Source organism: Streptomyces spororaveus (assembly GCF_016755875.1).
GTDB classification, from domain to species: Bacteria; Actinomycetota; Actinomycetes; order Streptomycetales; family Streptomycetaceae; genus Streptomyces; species Streptomyces spororaveus.
In genome coordinates, this window is sequence record NZ_BNED01000005.1 from 773,514 (window position 1) to 798,381 (window position 24,868).

General features: G+C 70.1%; 20 protein-coding genes and 3 pseudogenes. 11 read left to right on the forward strand and 12 right to left on the reverse strand.

The window, feature by feature from the left end:
* Positions 1-40: 40 nt before the first annotated feature.
* The 4 genes from Sspor_RS06225 to Sspor_RS06240 all read right to left on the reverse strand — a co-directional run bounded on the left by Sspor_RS06225 (position 41) and on the right by Sspor_RS06240 (position 3,270).
* Positions 41-445, reverse strand: a complete 405-nt coding sequence (locus Sspor_RS06225) for a CBS domain-containing protein (protein WP_237403691.1) — start codon at positions 443-445, stop codon at positions 41-43.
* Between the two features lie 46 nt (positions 446-491).
* Complete coding sequence (locus Sspor_RS06230; RefSeq protein ID WP_202198163.1) at positions 492-2,009, reverse strand: DEAD/DEAH box helicase; 1,518 nt, start codon at positions 2,007-2,009, stop codon at positions 492-494.
* Between the two features lie 323 nt (positions 2,010-2,332).
* Positions 2,333-2,536, reverse strand: coding sequence for a cold-shock protein (locus tag Sspor_RS06235; RefSeq protein WP_030722003.1), 204 nt, complete (start codon positions 2,534-2,536; stop codon positions 2,333-2,335).
* 383 nt (positions 2,537-2,919) lie between these two features.
* Complete coding sequence (locus Sspor_RS06240; protein WP_202198164.1) at positions 2,920-3,270, reverse strand: MerR family transcriptional regulator; 351 nt, start codon at positions 3,268-3,270, stop codon at positions 2,920-2,922.
* Positions 3,271-3,958: 688 nt separating this feature from the next.
* On the opposite strand from Sspor_RS06240, the gene Sspor_RS06245 reads away from it, so the two are divergent.
* Positions 3,959-4,939, forward strand: coding sequence for a GlxA family transcriptional regulator (locus tag Sspor_RS06245; RefSeq protein WP_202198165.1), 981 nt, complete (start codon positions 3,959-3,961; stop codon positions 4,937-4,939).
* 101 nt (positions 4,940-5,040) lie between these two features.
* On the forward strand, positions 5,041-5,790 hold the full coding sequence (locus tag Sspor_RS06250; protein WP_202198166.1) for an MBL fold metallo-hydrolase: 750 nt from the start codon (positions 5,041-5,043) through the stop codon (positions 5,788-5,790).
* A gap of 124 nt (positions 5,791-5,914) precedes the next feature.
* On the opposite strand, the gene Sspor_RS06255 is transcribed toward Sspor_RS06250, so the two are convergent.
* The 3 genes and pseudogenes from Sspor_RS06255 to Sspor_RS06265 all read right to left on the reverse strand — a co-directional run.
* A complete protein-coding gene (locus Sspor_RS06255; RefSeq protein ID WP_237403692.1) occupies positions 5,915-7,498 on the reverse strand; it encodes an FMN-binding glutamate synthase family protein in 1,584 nt (527 codons plus the stop codon).
* A 460-nt stretch (positions 7,499-7,958) separates the two neighbouring features.
* The gene (locus tag Sspor_RS06260; protein ID WP_202198167.1) at positions 7,959-8,210 is read right to left on the reverse strand and encodes a hypothetical protein; all 252 of its coding nucleotides are present in this window, start codon (positions 8,208-8,210) and stop codon (positions 7,959-7,961) included.
* A gap of 21 nt (positions 8,211-8,231) precedes the next feature.
* Positions 8,232-8,855: pseudogene (locus Sspor_RS06265) on the reverse strand (multicopper oxidase domain-containing protein); the annotation flags it as partial.
* Positions 8,856-9,279: 424 nt separating this feature from the next.
* Between Sspor_RS06265 and Sspor_RS06270 the strand changes: the two are divergent.
* On the forward strand, positions 9,280-11,640 hold the full coding sequence (locus tag Sspor_RS06270; RefSeq protein ID WP_202198168.1) for an arylsulfatase: 2,361 nt from the start codon (positions 9,280-9,282) through the stop codon (positions 11,638-11,640).
* A 58-nt stretch (positions 11,641-11,698) separates the two neighbouring features.
* Here the strand turns inward: Sspor_RS06270 and Sspor_RS06275 are convergent.
* The 3 genes and pseudogenes from Sspor_RS06275 to Sspor_RS06285 form a co-directional block, all read right to left on the reverse strand.
* Positions 11,699-11,788: pseudogene (locus Sspor_RS06275) on the reverse strand (aldo/keto reductase); the annotation flags it as partial.
* A gap of 168 nt (positions 11,789-11,956) precedes the next feature.
* Positions 11,957-12,129 (reverse strand): annotated as a pseudogene (locus Sspor_RS41470) (IMP dehydrogenase); the annotation flags it as partial.
* Positions 12,130-12,175: 46 nt separating this feature from the next.
* Entirely contained in the window at positions 12,176-13,153 is a 978-nt protein-coding gene (locus Sspor_RS06285) for an aldo/keto reductase (RefSeq protein WP_202198169.1), read from the reverse strand.
* A 529-nt stretch (positions 13,154-13,682) separates the two neighbouring features.
* Between Sspor_RS06285 and Sspor_RS06290 the strand changes: the two genes are divergently transcribed.
* Positions 13,683-14,762, forward strand: coding sequence for a lytic polysaccharide monooxygenase auxiliary activity family 9 protein (locus Sspor_RS06290; protein WP_202198170.1), 1,080 nt, complete (start codon positions 13,683-13,685; stop codon positions 14,760-14,762).
* A gap of 129 nt (positions 14,763-14,891) precedes the next feature.
* Here Sspor_RS06290 and Sspor_RS06295 read toward each other — a convergent pair whose 3' ends face one another.
* Positions 14,892-15,701 (reverse strand): SpoIIE family protein phosphatase, encoded by an 810-nt coding sequence (locus Sspor_RS06295; protein WP_308445524.1) that lies wholly within the window; start codon positions 15,699-15,701, stop codon positions 14,892-14,894.
* Between the two features lie 138 nt (positions 15,702-15,839).
* Between Sspor_RS06295 and Sspor_RS06300 the strand changes: the two genes are divergently transcribed.
* A complete protein-coding gene (locus Sspor_RS06300) occupies positions 15,840-16,319 on the forward strand; it encodes a ricin-type beta-trefoil lectin domain protein (RefSeq protein WP_202198171.1) in 480 nt (159 codons plus the stop codon).
* A 112-nt stretch (positions 16,320-16,431) separates the two neighbouring features.
* On the opposite strand, the gene Sspor_RS06305 is transcribed toward Sspor_RS06300, so the two are convergent.
* Positions 16,432-17,925, reverse strand: a complete 1,494-nt coding sequence (locus Sspor_RS06305; RefSeq protein ID WP_202198172.1) for a long-chain-fatty-acid--CoA ligase — start codon at positions 17,923-17,925, stop codon at positions 16,432-16,434.
* A gap of 396 nt (positions 17,926-18,321) precedes the next feature.
* Between Sspor_RS06305 and Sspor_RS06310 the strand changes: the two genes are divergently transcribed.
* The 6 genes from Sspor_RS06310 (at position 18,322) to Sspor_RS06335 (ending at position 24,785) form a co-directional block, all read left to right on the forward strand.
* The gene (locus Sspor_RS06310) at positions 18,322-19,344 is read left to right on the forward strand and encodes an AraC family transcriptional regulator ligand-binding domain-containing protein (protein WP_202198173.1); all 1,023 of its coding nucleotides are present in this window, start codon (positions 18,322-18,324) and stop codon (positions 19,342-19,344) included.
* Positions 19,345-19,682: 338 nt separating this feature from the next.
* Entirely contained in the window at positions 19,683-20,735 is a 1,053-nt protein-coding gene (locus Sspor_RS06315; protein ID WP_202198174.1) for a beta-keto acid cleavage family enzyme, read from the forward strand.
* A gap of 142 nt (positions 20,736-20,877) precedes the next feature.
* Positions 20,878-21,852: a quinone oxidoreductase family protein gene (locus tag Sspor_RS06320; RefSeq protein ID WP_202198175.1), complete on the forward strand. Its 975-nt coding sequence runs from the start codon at positions 20,878-20,880 to the stop codon at positions 21,850-21,852.
* A gap of 48 nt (positions 21,853-21,900) precedes the next feature.
* The gene (locus Sspor_RS06325; protein ID WP_202198176.1) at positions 21,901-22,815 is read left to right on the forward strand and encodes a TauD/TfdA dioxygenase family protein; all 915 of its coding nucleotides are present in this window, start codon (positions 21,901-21,903) and stop codon (positions 22,813-22,815) included.
* 105 nt (positions 22,816-22,920) lie between these two features.
* Entirely contained in the window at positions 22,921-24,204 is a 1,284-nt protein-coding gene (locus tag Sspor_RS06330; RefSeq protein ID WP_237403693.1) for an MFS transporter, read from the forward strand.
* Positions 24,201-24,785 (forward strand): RBBP9/YdeN family alpha/beta hydrolase, encoded by a 585-nt coding sequence (locus Sspor_RS06335; RefSeq protein WP_202198178.1) that lies wholly within the window; start codon positions 24,201-24,203, stop codon positions 24,783-24,785. Before Sspor_RS06330 ends, Sspor_RS06335 begins: the two co-directional genes overlap by 4 nt.
* Positions 24,786-24,868: the final 83 nt, after the last annotated feature.

The following is a 24,868-nucleotide window of genomic DNA, read 5'->3' on the forward strand; positions in this document are numbered from 1 at the left end:
GGCGGGCGCCGAGGGCGAGGTCCGACCGCGGTGAGGCTGTTCAGCCTGCGAGGGCGAGGACGCCCAGGGCACTGCCTTGTTCGTCGACGACGGGCAGGGCGTCGAGCCGGCGGTAGCGCATCGCGTGCTCGGCTTCGGCCATCGTGGTGCGGGGCGAGGTGGTCGGTCCGCGGTCACCGAGGACGTCGCGCAGCCGGATTCGGTCCGTGTACGCGTCTCCGTCACGGACGGCCGCGAGCTGAGCAGGGGTCACCAGACCGGCGCACAGGCCGTCCTCGTCGCAGACCAGCAGATGTCCCGCGCGAGCACTGGCCATGACGGACAAGGCCACTTCGACCGTCATGTCGTCGCAGACCTGCGGCCCGGCGGCCTCCATGGCATCGGCCACCGCCTGGTGCGCGGGGTTGGCACTCAGCGAGCGGAACTGCATCTGGACCAGCGTCAAAACGTGCCTCCTACAGAGATGGGTCAGTTTCCTGATCACGTGGTTCTCAGGCCGCCGCCGCGTTGACGGCGGACCGGCGCACGTTCAAGCGCCGGGCTGCCGAAGCGGGACCGCGGCGGCTGCGGGAGGCCGCGGTGCGCTTGGGTCGCTCGGACACCGGCGCGGTGATGGTGACCGGGATGCCGGAGGGGGCCTGGGCTCCGGTGATCCGGCTCAGTGCCTCCTCACCCGAGCGGACCTGGGTGGTCTGCGGGACGATGCCGGCGGTGGCCATGAGGCGGGTCATGTCACGGCGCTGGTTCGGGGTGACCAGCGTGACGACGCTGCCGGACTCCCCGGCACGTGCGGTCCGCCCGCCGCGGTGGAGGTAGTCCTTGTGGTCGGTCGGCGGGTCCACGTTGACCACGAGGTCGAGGTTGTCGACGTGGATGCCGCGGGCGGCGACGTTGGTGGCGACCAGGACGGTGACGTGTCCGGTCTTGAACTGGGCGAGGGTGCGGGTGCGCTGCGGCTGCGACTTCCCGCCGTGCAGGGCGGCGGCCCGGACACCGCTGTTCAGCAGGTCCTGGGTCAGCCGGTCGACTGCGTGCTTGGTGTCCAGGAACATGATCACCCGGCCCTCGCGCGCCGCGATCTCCGTCGTCGTACGGTGCTTGTCAGCCCCGTGCACGTGCAATACGTGGTGCTCCATCGTGGTGACGGCACCGGCCGAGGGGTCCACCGAGTGCACGACGGGGTCGGCCAGGTAGCGGCGCACCAGCAGGTCGACGTTGCGGTCGAGGGTGGCGGAGAACAGCATCCGCTGGCCTTCGGGGCGCACCTGGTCGAGCAGTGCGGTGACCTGCGGCATGAATCCCATGTCGGCCATCTGGTCGGCTTCGTCCAGGACGGTGATCGCGACCTGGTTCAGTCGGCAGTCCCCGCGGTCGATGAGGTCCTTCAGCCGTCCGGGCGTCGCGACGACGACCTCGGCGCCGACACGCAGCGCGCCCGCCTGCCTGCCGATCGGCATCCCGCCGACGACGGTCGCCAGGCGCAGCTTCACCGAGCGGGCGTACGGAGTGAGCGCGTCGGTCACCTGCTGCGCCAGCTCACGCGTCGGTACGAGGACCAGTGCGAGCGGCTGACGGGGCTCGGCGCACTGTCCGGCGGTGCGGGCCAGCAGGGCGAGGCCGAAGGCCAGGGTCTTGCCGGAGCCGGTGCGGCCGCGGCCGAGCACGTCGCGGCCCGCGAGGGTGTTGGGCAGGGTGGCTCCCTGGATCGGGAACGGCACGCTCACGCCCTGCGCACCGAGGGCGGCCAGCAACTCCCCGGGCATGTCCAGGTCAGCGAAGGCCTCGACGGCAGGGAGGGCAGGAGTGATCGTCTTCGGCGGGGCGAACTCGCCCTGCACCGCGGCGGGCCGCCGGCCGTAGCCGCCCGAACGGCTCGGACCGCCCGAACGGCTCGGGGCGGAGGTACCGAAGCGGCTGCCCCGGCCTGAACCGGCAGCGGAACCGAAAGCGGGGCCACCGGTGCGGCCTCGGGTGCGAGCGGAGCGGTTGTTCGTACGTACGGGGTTCATTCAGAACCTTCCTTGATACGGCACGCATCAAGGAATTCCGGCAGCTTGACAACAGCGCGGGGAATCGCAAGAACGGGCCGAATGAAATGCGAAAGCGGAGCCGGCCGCAGGGAGTCCGTGCGGGCGCCGCTGTGAAAATGGGTGATGCCGGGTATGAAATCCCCGAGATCGACTCGGGTGCAGTTCCGAAGAGGTCCGCGTGCCGGAGCAGCGCCTCTGGCCGGTCAGGGGCGTCCCGCAGGTGAACCCGCCGCGGGAGATGCCTGCAGCTGGGGCCCGCACCCCGAAGGATGCGGGCCCCAGCTACGAAATGCGCGTCAGTGTCAGGCGGGAACGATGTTCTCGGCCGTCGGACCCTTCTGGCCCTGCGCGATGTCGAAGGTGACCTTCTGGCCTTCGGCCAGCTCACGGAAGCCCTGGGCGGCGATGTTCGAGAAGTGGGCGAACACGTCGGCGCCGCCACCGTCCTGCTCGATGAAGCCGAAACCCTTGGCCGCGTTGAACCACTTCACGGTGCCAGATGCCATGTCAGATCTCCTTTGGGGCAGTACAGCGGAATCCGCACTGCACGGACACCGTGTCGCCGCGATGATGCCCCGCCGGAAAATGACCCGGAAATACGAAGCACTCCCATCAGGGGCCCGGAGACCGGCTGGAGGTACTTGAAGTTTTGGGAACCACGACTGCAACCGAGATCGACAATAGCATGCCGTAGCGGTCGGCGTACGAATAGCAATTCACGATGGCCGCCGTGCAAAAAACCCTCTCCGCAGGGACCGCTAAATCCTTGCACCGCGGTGACAGATATTGGCGGCCCGGGCGCAACGCTTTGGGAAACAGAGGGGCACGATCACCACCACGCCCCGACACACGCGTGCGAGGCCCACCGGGAGCGGCGGGCTCGCCCACCTCAGTCCGCGGTCGGCGGGCCGGACGACGCGGCGGCGCGGCGGTACTCGGCATTGAGGCGCTGGGCTTCCTCGAGCTGGTCCTCGAGGATGACGATGCGGCAGGCGGCCTCGACGGGGGTTCCCTGATCGACGAGTTCCCGGGCTCGGGCCGCGATGCGCAGCTGGTAGCGGGAGTAGCGGCGGTGGCCGCCCTCGGAGCGGAGAGGCGTGATCAGGCGGGCTTCGCCGATGGCACGGAGGAAGCCCGGGGTGGTGCCGAGCATCTCCGCGGCCCGACCCATGGTGTACGCGGGGTAGTCGTCGTCGTCCAGGTGGCCGCCGAGCGGGCCTGTCGGATTCTCTGCTGTCATTGCACCTCTCTCCGAAACACATGGAGGGGCCCTGGTGCCGTACGGCACCAGGGCCCCGAGGGAACTTCTACACCATCTGCCGGCATCAGTTCCTAACCGGCCTTCTGTTTCCGCATGCCCGACGTGAACGATGTCGGGGGTGCGGGGATCGCGGTTGCTTGACCGGAGACCACCTCACTGTCGATGTCCTGCGGTACCCGGGCTCAGGACTTCCGCCCGGGCGATCCTGATGGCGCGGTTCCTCCGTTCTTCCCTCGGTGATCAACCTGTTTGCTGCGTCGACTGCGGTACTGCTCGTGGCGGCCCCTGATCACCGCGGGCCACCCGGTCCGGTCGTCAGCCCCGTCGCCCCACTGCAACAAACCTGGCTTCGGAGCTCCACCACCGCACCGTCCTGCGAACTGCACTTACGGGCACTGCGCCCGGCAGTTCATCTCTGCCGGGCCCTGCTGTCTCTCTGGGCTACGAGAGAAACCATAACAAGGCCACCACCCAATGTCTACTCTGACCGACGTAGATTTTTGTGCGTTCGACGGATAGGTAATCGGCCTCGAACGCCTACGGTGGTGGACGGGTAGGCCACACCGGGGCGGCGCCGGTGCGGGAGACGGCGCCGCCGGGCCGGATGGCCGGATCTGAGACGACTTCGTCATTGCGGACACCGGGGCAGGGGAACGAGGATCGGTGCATGCCCGCACCCCACCGCGTCGTCATCGTCGCCTTCCCCGGCGTGGAGCTCCTGGACATCACAGGACCCGCCGAGGTGTTCTCGGTCGCGTCCCGGGTCTCCGAGGGCGGCATCCCCGGCTACGCCGTTCAGGTCGCCACGGAGGACGGCGCTCCGGTGGCCACCTCCAGCGGCCTGCGGGTCCATTCCGACCTGCGGCTGGACGAGGTGACCGGCCGCGTCGACACCCTCCTGGTGTCCGGAGCGGTCGCCCACCCCGAAGGGGGTGGCGTCCAGGCCGTCGTCGATCCGGTGGTCACCGACTGGCTCCGTAAGGCGGCACCGCGGGCGGGGCGTACCGGATCGGTGTGTGCGGGAGCCCATCTGCTGGCCGCGGCCGGCCTGCTGGACGGCCGGACCGCCACCACCCACTGGCTCACGGCGGCGCAACTGGCCGCCGCACATCCAGAGGTCGACGTGGACCCCGATCCGATCTTCATCCGCTCCGGTCGGGTGTGGACCTGCGCCGGGATCACCTCGGGCATGGACATGGCGCTGGCGATGGTGGCCGAGGACCACGGCCAGGCCCTCGCGCTCGCCACCGCGCGCGTGATGGTCATGTACGTCCAACGCTCCGGCGGCCAGAGCCAGTTCAGCGTGCCCCTCTCCGTCCGGGCACCCGCTGACGACCGCATCGGCGAGCTCCGCCGGTGGATCACCGAACACCCCGACGCGGACCTCTCCGCCGAGTCTCTCGCCCAGCGCCTCAGCCTCAGCACGCGGCACTTCTCACGGCTCTTCGCGCAGCGCACCGGCACCACGCCCGCCGCCTACGTGGAGTCGGCCCGGCTGGAGGCCGCACGGCGCCTCCTCGAGGAGAGCGACGCCGGTCTGCCGCAGGTGGCCGCCGCCAGCGGCCTCCGCTCCTTGCAGACCCTCCACCGGTGCTTCCAACGGCACCTGGGGACAACCCCCGCCGAATACCGCCGCCGCTTCCGCTGAGAGCGGCCCGTCCCCTACCGCACACCCGCACCGCCCGCCCCTGCCTGCGGCCGGCGGAAGCCGAGGCATGCCCACGCCCGGCCCCTACACGAAAGGCCGTCATGTCCGGCACGAAGATCATTCCGATTCCGGTGCTCGGCAAGCACGCCGTCAACGCCTACTTGCTGCTGGGCCGACGTCCCGTCCTCGTCGACGCCGGAACGCCGGGCAGCGGACGCCTCATCCACGACCGGATCGCCGCTCACGGAGTGGACCCCGCCGACCTCGCCCTGATCGTCATCACCCACGGCCACATCGACCACTTCGGCTCCGCAGCAGAACTGCAGCGCCTGACGGGCGCACCCGTCGCCGGGCACACCGCCGACCTCGAACCCTTCCGTACCGGCCGACCGCTGATGCCGTACCTTCCCACGGGACCCATGGGTCGTCTGATGAGCAGGAACAGGAAGCTCCACGTCGCGGCGGACCCGTTCGAACCCGAGATCCTGATCAGCGGCGAAACCGATCTGTCGGACTTCGGGCTGGCGGGACGGATCATGCCCACCCCGGGCCACACCGCAGGCTCCGTCTCCGTTCTCACCGATGACGGGAACCTCGTCGCCGGTGACCTCGTGGCCAACTCCTTCATGGGGCTCATCCCCGGCAAGCCGGCGAACCCGCCCTTCCATGACGACTCCCTGGGCAACCTCACGAGCCTGCGCGCCATGCTCGACCTCGGCCCCAGCCGCCTCCACGTCGGCCACGGCACTCCGCTTGACCCCGATCGCGTACGCCGGTGGGCGCGGCGGGAGCAACGACGGCTGTCCCGCCTCGACTCCCGAGGGCGTCTCCGAAGCCGTACGAAGAGCTGACACGGGCATGCTGCTGTCCCTCCCCAGGTGGTCCTCGCGGGAGTCGGCCTGGATCACCTTGACGTCCTTCGGGTACCACTCCCGGTAGGGGAATGCCGGTTCAGCGGGTGGTGCAGCGGGTGGTTCAGTGGGTGAAGAGGTCGGGGTCGGCCGCCTTCCAGTCGGCTGCCCAGCTTTCGGGCGGCGAAGCGATCAGTTCTCCGGGGGCGAGCCAGGCGTGCAGTTCGGCGTACGAGCGGACGGTGTGCGGGTCCACCCGCTGGAGCAGCATGTGGGGGCGCAGCCCGCGCGCGTCGTCGACGCCCATGGCTGCCATGATCTGCAGCGCGCTCTTGACGGTCGCCTCCTGGTAACGCCGTACGCGCTGCGCCTTGTCACCGACGTCCAGGGCCCGGGCGCGCCGCTCGTCCTGGGTGGCGACCCCGACGGGGCAGGTGTTGGTGTGGCAGCGCTGGGCCTGGATGCAGCCGATCGCGAACATCATGGCGCGGGCCGAGTTGGTGTAGTCGGCGCCTTGGACCAGGCGTTTGACGAGGTCGCTGCCGGTGGCGATCTTCCCGGAGGCTCCGATCCGGATGCGGTCGCGCAGCCCGGAGCCGACGAGGGCGTTGTGGACGGTCATCAGTCCGTCGCCGAGCGGCAGGCCGACGTGGTCGGCGAACTCCAGGGGTGCCGCGCCCGTTCCGCCCTCCGCCCCGTCGACGACGATGAAGTCAGGGGTGACGTCCGCGTCCCGCATGGCCTTGCACACGGCGAGGAACTCGCGGCGCGAGCCGACGCACAGCTTGAACCCCACGGGCTTGCCACCGGCGAGCTCCCGCATGCGGGCCAGGAAGTGCACCAGCTCGCGCGGGGTGGAGTACACGCGGTGGAACGGCGGCGAGACGACGGTCTCCCCCTGCGGCACCCCGCGCACCTGCGCGATCTCCGCGTTCACCTTGGCACCGGGCAGGACGCCGCCGATGCCCGGCTTGGCGCCCTGACTGATCTTCAGCGACACGCATTTGACCTGTGGGTGCGCGGCCTTTTCGGCGAACTGCCGCTCGTCGAACCCCCCGTCGCCGGTACGGCACCCGAAGTATCCGGTTCCGATCTCCCATATGAGGTCCCCGCCGGGGCGCCGGTGGTACTCGGACACGCCGCCTTCGCCGGTGTCATGGGCGAAACCGCCCAGCTGTGCCCCGGTGTTGAGGGCGAGGACGGCGTTGGCGGACAGGGAGCCGAAGCTCATCGCCGAGACGTTGAGCAGGGACATGTCGTACGGCTCGGTGCAGTCGGGTCCGCCGACCCGGACCCGGGGCGGATCGGCCTGTACCGGGTGCGGGGCCATGGACGGCGTGAGGTATTCGCTGCCGGGCCGGAGAAGGTCGCGCTCGGTGCCGAATGCCTCCTCCGCGTCTGTGCCCTTGGCCCGCTCGTAGACGATGCTGCGGGTGTCACGGTCGAAGGGGCTGCCGTCGATGTTCCGTTCGATGAAGTACTGCTGGATCTCCGGCCGCAGCGCCTCCAGCGCGAACCGGAGATGACCGAGAAGGGGGTAGTTCCGCAGGACGGAATGCCTGCGTTGCAGCAGGTCGTACGAGGCCACCAGGGCGAGCAGCAGCGACGGAGCGGCCACGGCCCACCACCAGGGCGAGAGGAGGGCGGCGCCGACCGCGGCGAGCGCCGCTGCGGCGCCGGGCAGGATCAGGGTGAGTGTCTTCAGCACGCCCCGCTTGTGTCCCGAAGACCGCGCGCCAAGCACTCGGGGCGGCCCGCGCGTGCCGGGCGTGGAGCCCTCTGTCACGACAGTCCTGGTCGGCGGCACCGACCGAGGCGATCCGGCGAACGCGTCGGCCAGTTCTGCGGCGATGCAGTCGCCGCCGAGGCGCATCACGGTGTCGGACGTCTCGTACGGCGGCGTCCACGTCGTACGCGCCCGCTTCGCGGACGGTGCGGGCGAGGCGCGCGGTGCAGGCGGGCATCTTGCTCGCAATGGATCCGGCGTTCAGGCAGGTTCCTCGGAACCGGCGCTCCCCGACTGTGGCCACGTCCAGATTGCGAACGAGTCGACGAGGGCGTTGCCGGATCCCGCACCGATGACGACAAGGTCGTGATGACGCATCCGGCCGGCCAGGCACACCCCGCCGGCATTTCGCCAGTGAGCGTGGGACCGGTTCAGGCTGACGTCAGCGGTCCTCGGAGGTCTCCTGCGGCTCGTCATCGGGGTGGATCTGCTCCTCCCGGCCGATGCCCGGACGGTGGCGCTTGGCACGGTGGCTCCCGCCGGCATCCGTATCCGAGTCGTCGTCCGCCAGGCCCGAGCGCTGGACGACGGCGTCGTCCGCCTGCTGCCGGGCCTCGCGGTCACCGCTCTCGCCCACGGCCTCGGACGGCGTGGTCCGCCGCGCGTGCTGCCTGGACGTTTCGTGGTCTGTCACCGTGTCCTCCCTCGGTGGTGCCTACGTACCGCGGCTACCCCGCCCCCTCACCCGTAGTCCCCCGTAGTCCTGGGAGGCTCGCCCCGCGGGTCGGTTGACCGGACGGCCGACCAGGCTGGGAGTGCCCCCGGCAGCTCTCTCGACGGCCTCAGGGTGGGCGCCGCGCGCAGTTGCATCGCGTCGAACGAGTCGTCGCCGCCCCCGAAGCGCTGGTTCCAGAAGTCCGGACCGGCATCCAGAAGGTAGGAGCGCAGGACCCTTGTGCCGGAACGAGCGGCCGTCGTCGAAGCCGAAGGTGTAGACGCGGGCGATGGGCCGTCGAAGGTCACGTCCTGGACGATGACCGGGATGTCGTCGACCCCGTACGTCCTGGGCAGGGGCAGGGCCGCCCACTCCGTGTCTCCGTGTCGTCCAGGAGGAACAGGCCCGCAAGGCCGCGCCGGGCGTGCGTCTGGTCGCACCGAGCGGGTGCGGGTGGTACCAGAGGGTCGCGGCCGGCTGCGCGATCGTCCACTCTGAGGCCCAGCTATCGCCCGTCGGCACCATCTGGTGCGGGCCGCCGTCCATCGCGGCGGGCAGGTGCATGCCGTGCCAGTGAAGGGTGGATTCCTCCGGCAAGGTGTTGGCCACCCGCACCCGGGTCTTCTCGCCCTTCGCCGCGCGGAGGGCGGGGCCGAGGTGGCTGCCGTTGAAACCCCAGGTGGGGGGCTCCCGATTTTAGACATGCCCATGACGCTACGGACGGCGCTCGCGCCCCACACCGGGGACCGACCCCGGGCCGACCCCCACACCGCCCCGAGTCGGTTCAGGGGCGCGGGCCCGGATGCAGGCCCGGTACTCAACTTTCGAGGCCCACCCAGCCGAGCAGGAGTACCGCGACCGGACGGCCCAGCCCGGTCGCCGGGGTGACGGCGGCGTCCTAGCGTGGAGGAGTTCGGGCCTGCCCCGCGGTCCGAGGCCTGCGTCGTCTGCCCCGTCATCGCGTGCCGCGGCACGGCTCGATCCCGAGGCCGGCCGCACCGCCGCACACACATCACCGGTGGTCGTGCCGCTGGTGGGACGGAGACAGATGGCGCAGTCGTCGTGGCGTGAGTACCGGCCCGGGCAGCGGTTCCCGGGGGTGATCGGCCGCACGGCCGAGGAGTCGACTCCGGCCTGGCCACAGCCGGTGCGCGCGGTTCCGGGTGCGCCGAACGTGCTGTTCATCGTGTTCGACGACGTCGGATTCGGACAGTTCGGCTGCTACGGAAGCCCGATCGAGACGCCGCATCTGGACGCACTGGCCGCGGGCGGGCTGCTGTACAGAAACATGCACACCACCGCGCTGTGCTCGCCGTCGCGCTCCTGCATCATCACGGGCCGTAACCACCACGCGAACGGCATGGCGGCGATCACGGAGCTGGCCACCGGCTATCCGGGTTACGACGGGCAGATCCCGTTCGAGAACGGGTTCCTGTCGGAGATGCTGCTGCAGCACGGCTACAACACGTACATGGTCGGCAAGTGGCACCTGATGCCCTCGGAGCAGGAGTCGGCGGCCGGGCCGTACGACCGGTGGCCGCTGGGGCGGGGCTTCGAGCGGTTCTACGGATTCCTGGGCGGGGACACGAGCCAGTGGTATCCGGAACTGGTGTACGACAACCACCAGGTCGAGCCTCCGGCCTCGCCGGAGGAGGGCTACCACCTGACGGAAGACCTGGTGGACCGGGCGGTCTCGTTCATCGCCGACGCCAAGCAGGTCGCCCCGGACAAGCCGTTCTTCATGAACCTTTGCCCGGGTGCCGCGCATGCCCCGCACCATGTGCCGAAGGAGTGGGCCGACCGCTACCGGGGTCGGTTCGACGACGGCTGGGAGGCCTACCGCGAGCGGACCTTCGCCCGGCAGAAGCAGCTCGGTGTGGTGCCCGCCGACGCGCAGTTGTCCCCGCACGATCCGGACGTGCCGCCGTGGGAGTCGCTGACGGCGGACGCGCGGCGCGTGGCCGCGCGGATGATGGAGGTCTACGCGGGATTCCTCTCCCACACCGACCACCACCTCGGCCGGCTGATGGACTTCCTGAAGGAGACCGGCGAGTTCGACAACACGCTGATCATGGTGGTCTCCGACAACGGGGCGAGTGCCGAGGGCGGGGCGACCGGCACCACCAACGAGCTGCAGTTCTTCAACAACGCGCCCGAGACGCTGGAGGAGAGCCTGGCGCGGATCGACGAGATCGGCGGCCCGACCACCTTCAACCACTACCCGTGGGGCTGGACCTCCGCGGGCAACACCCCGTTCCGGCGGTGGAAGCGGGAGACCTACCGCGGCGGCGTCAGCGACCCCTTCCTCGTCCACTGGCCCAGCGGCATCAAGGCCCGGGGCGAGGTCCGCGGCCAGTTCGCGCACATCATCGACATGGTCCCCACCGTCCTGGACGTGCTCGGCATCGAGGCACCGGCCACCATCCGCGGTGTCACCCAGTCGCCCCTGCACGGGGTCAGCTTCGCCCACACCTTCGACGACGACGGCGCCGCGAGCCGTCACCTCACCCAGTACTACGAGATGTTCGGACACCGGGCGATCGACCACGACGGATGGCGGGCGGTCTGCCCCTGGCCCGGCCCCTCCTTCACCGAGGCCGGGCGGCCTTTCGGCACCCCGATCACCATGGCCGACCTCGACGACCTCGATGCCCATCACTGGGAGCTCTACCGCATCGACGAGGACGTCGCCGAGACCCGGAACCTCGCTCAGGAAAACCGCGCCAAACTCATCGAAATGATCTCCCTGTGGTACATGGAGGCCGGCAAGTACAACGTGATGCCGATCGACGGGAGCGCCTTCGAGCGCATGATGCAGGAACGCCCCCAGATCACCCGGACCCGCACCAGCTACACCCTCCGCCCCCACACCCAGGTCGTCCCCGCCGCGGTCGCCCCCAGGGTCCTCAACCGCCCGCACAGCGTCACCGCCGACGTCGAGATCCCACCCGCCGGCGCGGAAGGCGTCCTGCTCAGCCAGGGCACCAACGCCGGCGGCTGGTCCTTCTACATCAAGGACGGCCACCTGCACTACGCCCACAACTACGTCCAGCGGACCCTGCACCACGTGGCATCCGGCGAGAGCGTGCCCGCAGGACGCCACACGCTCCGCTTCGAGTTCGAGCCCACCGGCGCCCCGGACATCGCCCACGGCAAGGGCGCGCCCGGCCGGGCCCAGCTGTACATCGACGGCCGCCTCGTCGGCCACACCGAGATGCCGGTCACCACGCCGATCGCCTTCAACCCGGGTGGCATGGCCTGCGGCGCCAACCCCGGATCGGCCGTCACCCCCGACTACCGGGCACCGTTCCGCTTCACCGGCACCCTGCACAGCGTCACCGTCGACCTGTCCGGCGACCTGATCGTCGACGCCGAGAGCGAGATCCGCATGTACATGGCCCGCCAATAGGCGGGCCGTACTGTGGCCCCCCCTTTCGGCTACCGGTGCATTCATCAGACGGCTGTTAGGCGCGCTCGGTGTCCTCCGCGGGGATCTGGTAGACGCCGAATCCGAGGAGCGGCATCCGGGCGCCGTTGTTGAGGGTGACGGTCTGCATGAGCGCGATGTCCTTCGCTGTGCGGGTGGGAGCGGGTGGTCAGGGGCTGACGAGGGCCTTGAGGACCCGGCGGTCGGCCATGTCCCGGTAGGCGGCCGGCGTCCGGTCGAGGGTGAACGTGCGGTCGAAGACGCGGCCGGGCGTGATGGTGCCGTCCAGGGCGTCGGGGCCGGTCCGCAGTCCGGTCACGTCCGCGCCGGTCTCCTCGACGACGCCGAGGAACTCGTGTCCCATGGGGCGGCCGACGTGTGCACCACCGCGTCGGCCGGATCGAGGATCTTCGGGTCGGGCCGGTCCTCGACGCGAACGTCGCCGGCTCCGTACATCACTGCTGCACGCATGCGGGGTACTGCTCCCAACGGGGGTCGTGCCGGGCGGTGCGGGTGATCAACGTTCGAGCATCCGTGCCTGGACCTCGGTGTGGGTGTCGCCGGCGGCGGGCGGCAGGCTGCTGAGCTTGTGGAGCTGCCCGGCGGTCAGGGTGACCGTGTCGGCGGCAGTGTTCTCCTCGACCCGGCTGACGCGCTTGGTTCCGGGGATCGGGGCGATGTCGTCGCCCTGGGCGAGGAGCCAGGCCAGTGCGACCTGGGCCGCGGTGGCGCCGACCTCGGCGGCCAAGGCCTTGACCTCGTCGGCCAGCGCCAGGTTGCGCTGGAAGTTCTCGCCTGTGAAGCGGGGGTTGTCGCGGCGGAAGTCGTCCTCGTCGAACTGGTCGGTGGAGCGGATGGTGCCGGTCAGGAAGCCGCGGCCCAGCGGGGAGAACGGCACCAACCCGATGTTCAGCTCCCGCAGGACGGGCAGGACGCGCTCCTCGATACCGCGGGTGAACAGGGAGTACTCCGACTGCACCGCGGTGACCGGCTGGACTGCGTGGGCGCGGCGGATCGTGTCAGGACCGGCCTCGGAGAGCCCGAAGGCGCGGACCTTGCCCTCGGCGATCAGCTCGCCCACGGCGCCCGCGGTCTCCTCGATCGGCGTGCTCGGGTCCACCCGGTGCTGGTAGTACAGGTCGATGTGGTCGGTGCCCAGCCGCTTGAGGGAGCCCTCGACCGCCGCGCGGATGTTGGCCGGGCGGGAATCCAGGTTCCACGCACCGTCACCGGTGTGCGAGACCAGGCCGAACTTCGTGGCCAGCACCGTCTTGTCCCGGCGCCCCTTCAGCGCCCGTCCGAGCAGTTCCTCGTTGGTGTAGGGGCCGTAGATCTCGGCGGTGTCGATCAGAGTGACGCCCAGCTCCAGCGCCCTGTGCACGGTCCTGATCGACTCCGCGTCGTCGGTTCCGGAGCCGGTGTAGCCGTGAGACATACCCATCGCGCCCAGCCCGATCCGGGAAACCTCCAGGTCACGCAGCTTGATGTACCGCATCCGCTCGCTCCGCTCCGTCTTCCGTCTTCCGTCTTCCGTCTTCCGTCTTCCGTCTTCCGACCGTGCCCACCCTTACCCGCGCATGCCGTACTCGGTCACCGCGACGCGCGGACGGCCAGGAGACACGGCTCGTGGTGTATCCACCCTCGCGCTTTCAGCCCCGCGCAGGTAGGCCGAGCTGTTCGGGGGTAACGGCAGGGCCCCCACCATGCGGCCGCCCAGATCAGGGCGGTGTGCGGTCGAAGTTGTGCGGCGCGGGCCAGGAGGCATGTTGAGCCGTCCGGGTCAGGGACCGGCACGCAGAAACGATCACTTGTGCGGCGCGGCCGAACGACCGTGCCGGAACCCGCAAGGATCGAGAAGCCAAGATCCTCTTTCTTCGAAGGAGAACAGCATGGCTGTGCGCTCCCGTCGTGCCGGGATGGCCGTGGGGCAGTCCTTGCGGGTGACCGGCGTACGACGGGCTCGGACCGCTTCCGGGCTCCGCGACCGCCGCTGATCTCCTTCGGATCCGGATGAGAAGGACTTCATGAGCAGCATCGCCAACATCCAGGCACCCTCCGGGCTCCTGGCCGACATCAAGCACCGATCCGACGGCGACCACCAGGTGTTCGGCATCCACCTGCGGTGGCAGATCGGTGACAATCAGCCCGACCACGGAACCTGGCCCCCGCCGGCGGACTGGAACGAAGGCAACGCACCCTACCCGCACCTCTACGAGGTGTGGATCAACGGTGAGGCCCGACAGACGGTGTTCCTCCATTGGCCGGCCTGGAACTGGTCCCCGTCCAACTCCCACTGGGTGGACCTGGGTGAAGAGCCCGACGCCGAATACCGGGTGAAGATCCGGGCCAAGGCCGACGGTTCGTTCACCCCGTTCACCAACGAGGTCACCGTCGCCGCGGCCGCCGCGGTGGCCTGGTCCGCCCCTCCGAAGCCCCGGGGCGCGAAGTCCGGCGCCGACCGCTCTCCGCGTCACGGCACGATGAATCAACCGCGCAGCCGGGCCGCCGCCGCGATCAGGGACGAGGACCAGTCTCCGATCTGCGCGAAGGCCCGGGCCGAGAACACCAGCACCACCTGGCAGGAGGTGCTGCCGGGCGCCGACCGGATGCTGGCCGACTACCCCTGGAACAACGCCCTGCGCTATCTGGAGTACCGGAAGTTCTTCGAGGGCAGCACCGTCGCCTCCACCGGGAACCCGGCGTTCGCCGGTCTCGACCTTGTTCCCAGCGCGGACCTCGGCGACTGGCCCACGACGCGGCTGGATGCCTCGGCCGCAAGCCACACGTTCTCGTACGACTACATGGCCTATCACACCGACGACACCTGGTCGCACCGCTGGTTCCTCACCCGCGAGGGGTGGGACCCCCGCAGCGGACTCTCGTGGGAGGACCTGGAGCCCGTTCCGTTCCTGGTCGAAGTCCAGGGAGCCCCGCGTGAGGAGGACTCGACCTCGTGGGAGTTCGCCACCCTCCCGACCCGAAGCGGGCGGGCCGCGATCGTGCATGTCTGGGGCGGTCACGGCGGCCCTAACACCCCCGACGGCGGCAACGGCGGCAACACCGGCGAGTTCTTCCTGTCCGTGTGCGACGTGGTGTTCCACTGACGCCTTCCGGATCCGAACGCCCGTTCAGGGGAAGCGGAACGGGTGAGGCTCCATGGAGGGGGCGGCCGCGCGAGGCCGCGGCCGCCCCGCGGGGAGGGTAACGGCAGGGAGAGCCAGACCGCCGTGCCCTCAGCCGCAGCTGCTCGTCCTCCTTGCCCCACGCCGCCAGAGTGGCGTGGGGGAAGCGCCGCCCCTCGGCCACGCCGCTCGGGGCGGCGTCCAGGACGAGGGTCCGCGCGGTGGCAGGGGTCTCGGGGATGCGCACGCGGAGCAGGGTGACGTCGTCCGGATCGTCGGGAGTTCGCTCACCACCGCGTCGAGGGCACGCATCAGCTGCCAGGACGGTATCCCGGCCTTCGCCCGTGCGTGGGAGGCGGGCCGCAGTTGCCCCATGACGGCAGCGGCGTCCAGCCCGCGTCCCGTCACATCGCCGATCACCACGCCCACCCGGCCGCCGCCCAGCGGGATCAGGCCGAACCGGCCGCCGCCCAACCCGGCGTCCTGCCGGGCCGGGAAGTAGCGGCTCGCAGTCGGCGTCCCCGGCACGTCCGGCGGTGAACCCGTGAGGCTGCGCTGAGGGTGAGAGCGATGTGGCGCTGCTGCTCGTAGAGCTGGGCGGGCATCTCCTCGGCGGCTTTGCGCTCCGTGACGTCGCGAATGGCCGCGGAGAACGAGCGTCCCGTCGGGGGTTTCCAGGGGACTCAGGCTGATCTCCACCGGAAACTCGCGCCCGTCCCGGCACAGCCCGTACAGCTCCAGCCCCGCCCCCCTTGGGCCTGACCTGCCGGTTGACGAAGTAGCCGTCGCGGGAATCGGAGTGGTGGCCGCGGAACCGGTGGGGTACGAGCACCTCAGGGCCAGTGGATGGACTGCCTGGACGGCGGGGTGGAGGCCGTCACGATCGGATATCCATAGGATCATCGCACATGCAAACTCCATGGAATGAACGTACCGCGCAGAAACCGTTGGCCCACCAACGAGTGCTGCTACCAATTGCCATGCGCCCGAGCCCGAGTTGGGAAACCACCTCGTGGTCGTGCGCGAGTCCCCCGCCTCCGGCAAGAACGGAATCCACCCATGGCAATCGCACTCCGCAAGACGCTCGCCGTCGCAACGCTGGCCCTGAGCGCCTCCCTCCTGCCGGCCGTCGGGGCACAGGCCGTAGACACCGCCGCCCCGTCCCTGCGCGCTCCCAGCCTCTACTGCCTCGCCAACGCCTGGGAAACCCCGAATGTCTCCACGAAGCCGTGCGATGCCGCCGACCGAGGCCAGCACTGGACCGTCTCGGGCCAGCAGATCTCCCTCAGCAACGCGCGGGGCTACTGTCTCGCCAACACGTGGAACGCTCAGGACGTCTCGGTGAAGCCTTGCAACCCCAAGGACCAGGGCCAGTACTGGACTGTCTCGGGCCAGCAGATCTCCCTCACCTATGCGCCGGCCTATTGCCTGGCCAACGCCTGGCAGACCCCGAACATTTCAACCAAGCCGTGCGACTCCGCCGACCGCGGCCAGCGCTGGGTGATCTTCAACGACCAGATCAGCCTCGCTGCAGCCTGACCCCTGCCCACCGCCGCACCCTGCCTCTGCCCGGGCTCCCCGCGGTCCGGGGGAGGCGGGTGAGGAAGGCCGCCCTCAGGATCGAGAGCGGGGACGAGCCCGTCCGGAGGTCTCACCGATCGGTGATCACGATCTCGCGCTTGAGGATCTTGCCTGTGGGACCCTTGGGGAGCTCGGCCGCGAAGGTGACGATCCGGGGGTACTTGTACGCCGCCACCCGGTCCCTGACGTACGCCCGGATCTCCTCGGCCGTGGCCTCGGCACCGGGCCGGAGCACGATCACCGCCGCGATCTCCTCCCCGTGGAACGAGTGCGGCACGCCGACGACGGCGGCTTCGGCGACGGACGGGTGTGCGTACAGCACCTCCTCGACCTCACGCGGGTACACGTTGTAGCCACCGCGGATGATCAGGTCCTTCTTGCGGTCGACGATGAAGTAGAAGCCGTCCTCGTCGACACGCGCCAGGTCACCGCTGTGGAACCATCCGCCGTGGACCGCCTCCGCCGTGGCCTCGGGGCGGTTCCAGTAGCCCGTCATGAGGTTCTCGCCGCGGATCGCGATCTCGCCGACCTCTCCCGAGGGCACCGCGCCGCCGCCCTCGGCCACGAGCCTCATCTCGACCCCGCGGACGGGCTGTCCGATCGAGCCCGCCTTGCGCGGGCGGTCCGGGTGGTTGAAGGCCGCGACCGGTGAGGTCTCGGAGAGTCCGTATCCTTCGAGGACGGTGACCCCGAAGCGCCGCTCGAAGCCGTGCAGCACCTCTACCGGAAGCGAGGCGCCGCCGGAGACCGCCAGGCGGAGCCCGCGGGCGCTGAAGCCTTCGGGGAGCTCGGCATGGAGCAGCGCCGCGTACATCGTCGGCACGCCGAGGAACACGGTGACCCCGTCGCGGGCGATGGTCTCCAGGGCGCGCTGCGGCTCGAACCGCGGCAACAGCGTCAGTGTGGCGCCGGCGGCAACGGCCGTGTTCAGCGCGCAGGTCTGGCCGAAGGCGTGGAAGAGGGGCAGGCCACCGAAGAGCACGTCGTCGGGTCCGACCCGAAGCAGCGTCTCGGCCGTGGTGGCGGCGTTGGTGGCCAGGTTCCGGTGGGACAGTTCGGCGCCCTTCGGCGTCCCGGTCGTGCCCGAGGTGTAGAGGATGAGGGCCGGGTCGTCATCGGTACGGTCGACGACGCCGGGCGCCGGTTCGTGGGCCCGCAGCAGGTCGTCGAAGTCCGCGGGCTCGGTCACCAGGCATTCGGTTCCGGTCTCGGCAGCGGCCTTCACGGCCTCCTCCGCGAACAGAGGGAACACCAGCGCGACCCGCGCCCCGCAGTCGCGCAGGGTGAAGGCCACCTCACGGGCTCTGAGGAGCGGATTCATCGGCACGACCACACCGCCGGCCCGCAGGATGCCGTAGTAGACGACCGGGAACAGCGGCACGTTGGGCATGGTCAGCGCGATGCGGTCGCCGGGCCGGACGCCGCGGTCGCGCAGGAGGGCGGCGACCCTGGCGCTCGCGTCGTCCAACTGGGCGTAGGTGAGCGTGCTGTCGTCGTGGCGGACGGCGATGCGATCGCCGTGGGCCGCGGCGGAGTCCACGAGGAACGTGGCGAGGTTGGTCATGTCGGCAATCTCCTTGGGTTCGTCTCGGTTTGCGACGAGGCAGCCCGAGGGCGGATCACGTCACGAGGGTGGTGACCCCGTCGCGGGCGCGGGCGGTACCGGTGCCGTGCGACCGGGCCGACCGGAGCCGCAGCCATGGCGCCTGAGCCCGGTGATGGTGTGGGTGTTCCGCCCCGGTGCGGCGACGGGCCCGATCGGGGCGCGTGCGGCGGCTCGACCGCGCGCGTCACACCGTCCATGTCCGCCTCCGTGCCCTCGCGTGTTCGCCGGCCCAGGGCGGTCGCCAGGTGCGGACCGGGCCGGTGAACGGCGCCATGCTAGGTTGCCCACTCCACGCCGCGCTTATCCTGGCGTGACATGAGACTTTTCTTTTCGGGACAGTCTTGGAGCGTGCACATGAGGCCCCTGGTCCGCACCGCAGCCCTCAGCGGCTACGTCGAGCTGTGTCGATCGCTCGGTATCGACCCTCAGCCGCTGATGAAGCGCGTGGGCCTGGACACTGCCGCCCTCGCCGTCCAGGACCGGTGGATCTCCGGCTCCGCCGCGGTCCAGGTGCTGGAACTGTCGGCAGCCGCCACGGGCCACGAGGACTTCGGATTGCTCATGGCGGAGTTCCGGCGCTTCTCCAACCTCGGCCCCATCAGCCTGGTCGTCCGCGAGGAACCCGATGTGCGGAGCGCCCTGGGGCTGTTGATCCGCCATCAGCACATGTACAACGAGGTCCTGGACACCCGGCTCTCCGAGGGGGACGGGCTGGCCACCTTGAAGGTCGACCTGCGTCTCGGCGAAGCGATGCACACCCGGCAGGCCACGGAGCTGGCCGTCGCCGCCTACCACCGGATCCTGCGCGACTTCCTGCACACCCGGTGGCAGCCGCTCTCCGTCTGGTTCAGACACCCGGCACCGGCAGTTGTCTCGACGCACCGGCGCGCCTTCGGCCCCATCGTGGAGTTCGACCGTGAGTTCGACGGCATCGTCTTCTACGCGGGCGATCTCGACGCGCCCAACGCGATGGCGGATCCGCTCCTGCGCGCGTACGCCCACCAGTACTTCGAGGCGATCACCGTGCCCCGGGACACCACCGCCGCGGACCGGGTGCGCGAGCTGATCGAGGTCCTGCTGCCGACCGGGCGCTGCTCGATCGAGCAGGTCGCCCGCAGCCTGGGCGTGGACCGGCGGACCGTCCACCGGCACCTGGCCGCCTCGGGCGAGACGTTCTCCTCGCTCCTGGGCGCCACCCGCCGGCACCTCGCGGAGCAGTTCGTCGCGAATCCACGGCGCTCACTCACGGAGATCTCCGACCTGCTGGGCTTCTCGTCGCTGAGCGGCTTCTCGCGCTGGTTCCACGAGCAGTTCGGATGCAGCCCCCGGGCATGGCGCAGCGCCAGGAGCCGACCCCGGCTCCCCGGCCAGGACTGACACCGCGGGCCGGCCGGGCTCGGCCGAGCCATGCCACGCCGGCCCACTCGGCACAGCCCACGCGATGTCCCCAAATGACAAATTATCTGTCCCTGAGAGTCAAGCGATCGCCGTTGCCCGCCCCTACCTTGGCACCACCGCAGAGACGCGGTCGGCCGCCGGACGGAAGCGGGGTCCCCTGTGCACGCTTCCCCCGAATCGGCCGATCGTACGAGGGCCGCCATGCGCCCGCTGTCCCCGGTGACCCGCATCCATCCTCGCCGGGCATCTCAGCCCCTCGCATCGCGCGCGGCGATGCTTCCGGTGAGTGATCACCGATCGCACGAAGGAGACGGACCGTGCATTTCCACGACGACTCACTTTTCCCGGAGAACCAGGAGAAGCTGGTGATCCAGGCTGCTCCCTACGGGCCGGAGTGGCTGCCCGGCGACGCCGACGACCTCCCCCTGACGATGGACGAGCACGTACAGGCGGCCGTGGACTGCTACAACGCCGGAGCCACCGTGCTCCACATCCACGTACGTGAGCTCGACGGCAAGGGCTCCAAGCGGATGTCCATGTTCAACGAGCTGCTGGGCCGGCTGCGCCAGGCCGTGCCGGACATGGTCCTGCAGATCGGCGGCTCGATCTCGTTCGCTCCGGAGGGCGAGGGCAGCGAGGCCAAGTGGCTGAGCTACGACACCCGCCACCTGCTGGCCGATCTCGACCCCGCGCCCGACCAGGTGACGATCGCGATCAACACCAGCCAGATGAACATCGTCGAGATCATGACCGACGACGACCTGGCAGGAACCTCGATTGCGAAGCCCGAGTACTACAAGGCCTACCGCGACATGGTCGTCGAGGCGGGCCCCGACTTCTACCTGGAGCACCTGGAGCGGCTGCGCGAGAACGGCATCCAGCCGCACTTCCAACTCGCCACGCTGGCCCAGCTCGAAACCGTGGAGCGGCTCATCCGAGCCGGCGTCCACACCGGCCCGCTGATCCTCAACTACGTGGCCATCGGCGGCGGTTTCGCGGGCCGGCACCCGGCAGACCTGATCGAGTTCGTCCGTCGCACCCCGGACGGCGCCGTCCTCACCATCGAGAGTTCCATGCGCGCGGTGGCGCCGATGAACGCGATCGGCATCGCCCTCGGTGTGCACGTGCGCGTGGGCAACGAGGACAACCTGTGGCGGCGGAAGGGCGAGCGCATGACCACCCTTGAGCAGATCGAGCAGATGGTGCACATCTCCGAGGCGCTCGGCCGCGACATCGCGACGGGCGCCGAGGCCAAGAAGATCTACAAGCTCGGCGAGTACTACTCCGGCGCCAACGAGACGCTGGCCCGTCTCGGCATGGTGCCGAACCGCCGTCCCGGTCAGCGCGGCCCCATGCTGCGCGTCGTCTGATCGCGGCACGGGACCACCACGCCGCCGTGCCGCCACGCGGCTACGGACCCCCGGGGCTGCCAGCCCCCGGGGCTGCCGTGACCCCCGGCACCGGCGGCCCCTTCCTCTCTTACCCACCTCCCACGAACAACGGAGCACGCCCATGGCTCACGCCATTCGCTTCAAGGAGACCGGCGGTCCCGAGGTCCTGCGCCGGGAAGAGGTCGTCGTCGGCGACCCCGGTCCGGGCGAGGTACGGATCCGGCACGAGGCCGTCGGACTCAACTTCGCCGACACCTACTTCCGCAGCGGCCTGTATCCCGCACCGCTGCCCGCCGGACTGGGTGTCGAGGCCGCGGGGGTGGTCCAGGCGGTGGGCGAAGGCGTCACCCATGTCGCCGAGGGCGACCGGGTCACGTACACCGGAAGCCCGCTCGGTGCCTACAGCACGGAACGGGTCATGCCCGCCGGCCCTCTGATCCGGCTGCCGGACGGCATCGGCTTCGAGACAGCCGCCTCGATGACCATGCGCGGCCTCACTTCCGCCTACTTGTTGCGCAGGATCCACCCGCTGAAGGCCGGGGAAACGATCCTGCTGACTGCGGCGGCGGGTGGCGTCGGCCTCATCGTCTGCCAGTGGGCCAAGCTGCTCGGGCTGACCGTCATCGGCACCGTCTCCACCGAGGAGAAGGCCGAGCTCGCCCGTGCCCACGGCTGCGACCACGTCATCCGCTACCAGCGCGAGAACGTGGCCGAGCGGGTGCGCGAACTGACGGACGGCGTCGGCGTCCCGGTCGCCTTCGACAGCATCGGCAGGTCCACCTACGCCGCCTCGCTGGCCTCGCTACGGCGCCGCGGTCTGCTGGTCTGCTTCGGTACGGCGTCCGGACCGGTCCCACCCATCGACGCCATGCAACTGGCGGTCAACGGCTCCCTTTTCGTCACCCGGCCGGCTCTCGCCGACTACATAGCCGACCCCGCGGAGCGGGCGGCGCTGGCGGGAGAGCTCTTCGACCACGTCGCTTCCGGACGCATCGCCATCGAGATCAACCAGCGCTACGCGCTCGACGACGCCGTACGGGCACACCGCGAGCTGGAGTCGGGGCGGACCACGGGATCGTCCGTCTTCGTCCTCTGAGCCGCTGCCACATCACGCGCGTCTCCACCCTCTCCAGGAGGAAGCATCATGGAAAACACCGTCTCTTCGCCGGAAGGCGCACCCTGGTCGGTGCGCGCCCACTCCCACGGCTCGATCAAGGTCGAGCCGCTGACCTGCACCATCGGCGCCGAACTCTCCGGAGTGAACCTCGGCGACGCCGTGCGCGACGACGACCTGTTCGCCGAGATCAAGGCCCTGCTCCTGCAGTACAAGGTGCTGTTCCTGCGGGAACAGGACATCACGCGCGCCGACCATGTCGCCTTCGCCGAGCGCTTCGGCCCGCTGGAGGACCACCCGGTGGCCGGCAGTGACCCCGACCACCCCGGCCTGGTCCGGATCTACAAAGACCCGGACAGCGCGCCCGAGCACTACGAGAACGCGCTGCACACCGACGCCACCTGGCGCGAGAACCCGCCCATGGGCGCCGTCCTGCGCTGCATCGAGTCGCCCCCGGTGGGCGGTGACACGATCTGGGTCAACATGGCCGAGGCCCACCGCCGACTGCCGGAGCACGTCAAGACACAGATCCAGGGACTGCGCGCCCGGCACAGCATCGAGGCCACCTTCGGCGCCGCCATGCAACAAGAGGAGCGTCACGCGCTGGCAGCGCGGTTCCCCGACGCGGAGCACCCGGTGGTGCGCACCCACCCCGAGACGGGCGAACAGATCCTCTTCGTCAACGCCTTCACCACGCACTTCGTCAATTATCACACCCCCGAGAACGTGCGCTTCGGGACGGACTACGCCCCCGGCGCGGGCCTCCTGTTGAACTACCTCATCAGCCAGGCCGCCGTCCCCGAGTACCAAGTGCGCTGGCGCTGGACGCCGAACAGCGTCGCCATCTGGGACAACCGCTCCACCCAGCACTACGCAGTCCAGGACTACTGGCCCGCCGTCCGCAAGATGGAGCGCGCCGGAATCGTCGGCGACCGGCCTTTCTGACCCTTTCCCTTTCCGCCAAGAGCAGTTGAGGTGATGACAATGGGGTTTCTCACCACTGCGGAACCCGCCCCGGGAAGAACCGGTTCCGGTTCCTCGGAGTGGCCCGTGTCCCGGCGCTACGCCTGGGTGGTCTTTGCACTGAGTTTCGGACTCCTGCTCTCGGACTACATGTCCCGGCAGGTCCTCAACGCCGTCTTCCCGATGCTGAAGGCCGACTGGCTGCTCTCGGACTCCCAACTGGGTTCCCTGAGCGGTGTCGTGGCCCTGGCGGTCGGTCTGCTCACCCTTCCGCTCTCGCTGCTGGCCGACCGGTGGGGCAGGGTGAGATCCCTGGTCATCGCGGCCGCGATGTGGAGCCTGGCAACCCTGGGCTGTGCGGTGGCGGCGAGCTACGACCAGATGCTCACCGGCCGGCTCTTCGTCGGCATCGGCGAGGCCGCGTACGGCAGTGTCGGTATCGCCGTGGTCCTCAGCGTCTTCCCGCACGCCCTGCGGGCGACGCTCTCGGGGGCCTTCATCGCCGGCGGGGCCTTCGGCTCGGTCCTGGGCATATCCATCGGCGGCGCCGTGGCCCAGGCGTACGGCTGGCGCTGGGCGTTCGGCCTGATGGGCGTCTTCGGCCTGGTGCTCGCGGGCGTCTACGCCGTGGTGGTCACGGAGAAGCGGCTGGCCCCGCGGCAGGACCCGGTGGAGGACGGGTCCGGCGCGGATGAACGCGACCGTCTGCGCGTGCTCCTCCCGCGGCTGTTCTCCTCCGTCTCGGTGGTCAGCGCCTACGTCGGCAGCGGTCTGCAGCTGTTCATCGCGGGCGCCCTGATCGCCTGGCTGCCCAGCTACTTCAACCGCTACTACGACATGCCCACCGCGAAGGCCGCTGCGACCGCGGGCCTGTTCGCCCTGATGATCGGTATCGGCATGATCGTCGGCGGCATCGTCTCGGACCGGATCAGCCGGCGCGCCCCGGTCCGCAAGTGGGCCGTCGCCATCGGCTGCAGCGTGGGCTCCCTCGTCCTGCTGATGACCGCGTTCCGCCTGCCGGCCGGCCCCGTACAGCTGCTCGTGCTGGGGCTGGGAACCGTGCTGTGTGCCGGAACGGCCGGGCCCGGGGCCGCCATGGTGGCGAACCTGACGCCCGCTGCCATCGCCGCCACAGCGTTCGCCACGCTCACGCTGGCCCAGAGCCTGCTCGGACTCGCCCCCGGCCCCGCGGTCACCGGGATGCTCGCCGACCGGCTCGGTCTGCTCGGCGCGCTCCGGCTCGTCCCGCTCGTGGCGGTCGCGGCCACGGCAGCGTTCCTGATCGGCCGCCATTCCTACGACCGTGACGTACGCCGTCTGACCGGGGTCGCTCCGCGGACGGAGCCGCAGAAGGCGGAGGTGTCCTCATGAGCGCCACCACCGAGCCGGTGGTCGTGATCGTCCCCGGCCTGCGCGACCACGTCGAGGAGCACTGGCAGACCCTGCTGGCGAAGCGGCTCACCGAGGCCGGTCGCGGCGTCCGCACCGTTCCCCCGCTGACGCGGGACCGGCTGAGCTGCGAGGCAGGGGTCGCCGCGCTGGACAAGGTGATGGTGCAGATCGCGGGGCCCGTCGTACTGGTTGCCCACAGCGCCGGTGTGATCACCACCGTCCACTGGTCCCGGCGGCACCCGGCGCAGGTGCAGGTACAGGGGGCGCTGCTGGTGACGCCGCCGGACTTCGAGCGGCCCTTGCCGGAGGGCTACCCCACCACGGACGTGCTCGACGGGAACGGCTGGATCCCGGTGCCCCGCTCGCCGCTGCCCTTCCCCGCCATCGTCGCGGTCAGCTCGAACGACCCGCTGGGCACCGTCGGGCGAGGAGCCGAGCTGGCCCGGAACTGGGGCGGCCGCCTCGTGGAACTCGGCGATGTCGGCCACCTCAACCCCGCCTCCGGCCACGGCCCGTGGCCGAGGGCGGAGGAACTCCTCCGCGAGCTCGGACACAGCTGATCCCCCGGTGAGGTTCGCAGAGTGCGGCAGGCGCAGGTCCGGGGTTCGTACATCGGCTTCAACCGTGCAGCTGGACCGGCCCG